At 38.7% G+C, this 3,260-nt stretch carries 3 protein-coding genes; 2 read left to right on the top strand and 1 reads right to left on the bottom strand.

The window, feature by feature from the left end; all coding sequences use genetic code 11:
- Positions 1–135: 135 nt before the first annotated feature.
- Together ACR2MV_RS06915 and ACR2MV_RS06910 are read left to right on the top strand one after the other, a co-directional pair.
- The gene (locus ACR2MV_RS06915; protein WP_434021175.1) at positions 136–1,173 is read left to right on the top strand and encodes a PLP-dependent cysteine synthase family protein; all 1,038 of its coding nucleotides are present in this window, start codon (positions 136–138) and stop codon (positions 1,171–1,173) included.
- 172 nt (positions 1,174–1,345) lie between these two features.
- On the top strand, positions 1,346–2,590 hold the full coding sequence (locus tag ACR2MV_RS06910) for an aminotransferase class I/II-fold pyridoxal phosphate-dependent enzyme (RefSeq protein ID WP_434021174.1): 1,245 nt from the start codon (positions 1,346–1,348) through the stop codon (positions 2,588–2,590).
- Between the two features lie 76 nt (positions 2,591–2,666).
- Here the strand turns inward: ACR2MV_RS06910 and ACR2MV_RS06905 are convergent.
- Positions 2,667–3,260: tRNA (adenosine(37)-N6)-threonylcarbamoyltransferase complex transferase subunit TsaD (locus ACR2MV_RS06905; RefSeq protein WP_434021173.1), on the bottom strand; the 594-nt coding region annotated here is incomplete at its 5' end.

The raw sequence follows: 3,260 nt of genomic DNA, 5'->3' as shown, positions 1-3,260 counted from the left end.
ATTAGCGAATAGTATTTTTTTTTGTAATATTGTGAGAGCAGTCATGCTCACAAGATTCTTATAAAGAATAACATCTGTAGTTTGAAAAAAATACTTAAATTTGCCCGGTTTTTATAATCAAAGCATTATATTTTTATGAAAAAACATAACGGTATAACTAATAACATATTAGATTTAATTGGAAATACTCCTTTGGTTCGATTAAATAAAATAACAAAAGAGTTAGACGGTCAGTTCTTAGCAAAATATGAAGCCTTTAATCCTGGGCACTCGATGAAGGACAGAATAGCGACACATATTGTGGAGCAGGCTGAAAAGAGAGGTATCCTGACAAAAGGCAGTAAGGTTATTGAAACAACTTCCGGGAATACAGGATTCAGCATTGCATTGGTTTGTATTATCAAAGGATATGAATGTATTCTTGCTGTAAATTCCAAAGCTTCCAAAGGAAAGATTAATATGCTGAAGGCCATGGGTGCTAAAGTATATGTATGTCCTGCAAATGTGAGTGCAGACGACCCAAGATCCTATTATCAAGTGGCGAAAAGACTGCATGAAGAAACGGCGGATTCTGTGTATATCAATCAATATTTTAACGAGTTAAACGCCGAGGCTCATTATTTGTCTACCGGACCTGAAATTTGGGAACAGACGGATGGTAAGGTAACACATGTGGTAGTGGCCAGTGGAACAGGAGGAACTATTTCTGGCGTTGGAAAGTATTTAAAAGAAAAAAATCCAGCGGTTAAAGTGTTAGGTGTGGATGCCTATGGTTCTATTTTAAAGAAGTTTCATGAGACTTCTGATTTTGATACGAAAGAAATATTCCCATACCGCATTGAGGGTCTTGGAAAAAATTTAATTCCATCTGCTACAAATTTTGATGTGATAGATGTATTTGAAAAAGTGACAGATGAGGCAGCCGCACATAAGGCCAGAGAATTAGCCATGGTTGAAGGATTGTTTACCGGTTACACCAGTGGCGCCGTAGTTAAAGCTACCATGCAATATGCCGAGCAGGGATATTTCGATAAGGATAGTATGGTTGTGATGATTCTGCCGGATCACGGATCAAGATATATGGAGAAAATATATAGTGATGAATGGATGAGAGAACAAGGATTCTTTGATTCAAGAAAACAAGAAGAAAATGCCTTAGAGATTATTAGATAAGGATATTATAAAAAATAAATTGAAAAAAGACTGCTGGTTGAATCGAGCAGTCTTTTTCGTTTTTGTTAAAAACTATAAACATAGAAAGTTTTACATCATAAATTTTTTATATTTTTGCAAATAATTAAAACAGAGGGGTTTTTAGAATCCTCAGTTGAAATGAGATAGTTACATGAAAGATTTATTTGAAAGAATAACAAAGGATAAGGGACCACTTGGAAAGTGGGCAAAGCAAGCGGAAGGTTATTATGTTTTTCCAAAACTGGAAGGGAGCATATCAAACCGAATGAGGTTCAACGGTAAAGAAGTGATTACCTGGAGTATCAATGATTATCTTGGTCTGGCAAATCACCCTGACGTTGTAAAGGCTGATGCAGATGCTGCCAGAGAGCACGGAATGGCATACCCTATGGGGGCCAGAATGATGAGTGGGCATACTGAATTTCACGAACAATTAGAGCGCGAATGTGCTGAGTTTGTTGGTAAGGAAGCAGCTTATTTAGTCAATTTTGGTTACCAGGGAATGGTATCAGCTATTGATGCATTGGTAACGAAGAACGACGTTGTGGTATACGATATGGATTCACATGCCTGTATCATTGACGGAGCAAGGTTACACCAAGGGAAGCGATTTACCTTCCGCCATAATGATATGGAGAGTTTTGAAAAGAATTTGATCAGAGCTTCGAAGAAAGCGGAAGAATCAGATGGAGGAATTCTTGTGATCAGTGAAGGGGTTTTCGGAATGAGAGGTGAGCAAGGAAAGCTTAAAGAGATTGTTGCCCTTAAGAAAAAGTATAATTTCAGATTGTTGGTAGACGATGCTCATGGTTTTGGAACCCTGGGTAAGACGGGTGCCGGTGCCGGAGAGGAACAAGGAGTGCAGGATGAGATTGATGTGTACTTTGCCACTTTTGCAAAGTCGATGGCGGGAATTGGTGCCTTTTTTGCAGGTAACAAAGATGTAGTCAAATACCTGCAATACAATATGCGATCGCAGATGTTTGCCAAATCGTTGCCGATGGCCATGGTAAAAGGAGCCTTGAAAAGGCTTGATATGATAAGAACCATGCCTGAGTTAAGAACGAAATTATGGGAAAATGTGAACGCGCTTCAAAGTGGGTTGGTTGAGAAAGGTTTTAATATTGGTAAAACCAACACCTGTGTTACCCCTGTATTCTTAGAAGGAGATATTCCTGAAGCGATGGCCATGGTAAATGACCTAAGAGAGAATTATCGTATTTTCTGTTCGATTGTAGTATATCCGGTGATTCCAAAAGGAATGATTTTGTTGAGATTAATTCCAACTTCAGCGCATAACCTGGAGGATGTTGCAGAGACGATTGAAGCCTTTTCATCGATAAGAGAAAAACTGAAAAACGGTTTATATAAAAAGATAGCTGCAGCATTTATGTAATGCCCGGCTGAATACACTCAAAACCGTCTGGATACACCTCTGGACGGTTTTTTGTTTTTAGGAAGTACCTAAAATACTATTCATTGATGCCGAGCCTCGAGGAAGCAGTGGTATTTTCCTGAGCAAAATCGTTGTTTAAAAACTTGTAATAGCCAACGATTCCAATCATACCGGCATTATCTGTGGTGTATTCAAATTTTGGGATATAGGTGGTCCAGCCTAGTTTTTCTTCCATACTTTTTAAGGAAGCTCTGATTTCTGAATTTGCCGAAACTCCACCAGCAATCGCTACATGTTTAATACCAGTTTTCGACGAAGCTTTTTGCAGCCGTTTCATGAGGATCGTGACAATGGTGCGTTGCACCGAGGCGCAGATATCATGCAGGTTTTCTTTGATGAAATTTCCATCTTTTTTCTGTTCTCTCTGTAAAAAGTAAAGAATGGCAGTTTTTAGACCGCTAAAGCTAAAGTCTAAAGGATTGATCGTTTTGGGTTCTGAAAAAGGAAAAGCTTCCGGGTTCCCTAGTTTGGCATATTTATCGACAAGTGGACCACCTGGATAAGGAAGTCCCAATAGTTTGGCCGTTTTATCGAAAGCTTCTCCAACGGCGTCATCGATTGTTTCACCTAAAATTACAAACTCCTGATAATTGATGACCTTTAAAATCTG

The organism is Lutimonas sp. (assembly GCF_051011215.1).
Taxonomy (GTDB): Bacteria; Bacteroidota; Bacteroidia; order Flavobacteriales; family Flavobacteriaceae; genus Lutimonas.
The sequence above is the reverse complement of the archived record's forward strand: the minus strand, read 5'-3'. Positions and strand labels throughout refer to the sequence as shown.

What these genes read in the sequence shown, in the direction of transcription:
- ACR2MV_RS06910 (WP_434021174.1), top strand. Translation starts at nt 1,346, where the DNA reads ATGAAAGATTTATTTGAAAGAATAACAAAGGATAAGGGACCACTTGGA.
- ACR2MV_RS06915 (WP_434021175.1), top strand. Translation starts at nt 136, where the DNA reads ATGAAAAAACATAACGGTATAACTAATAACATATTAGATTTAATTGGA.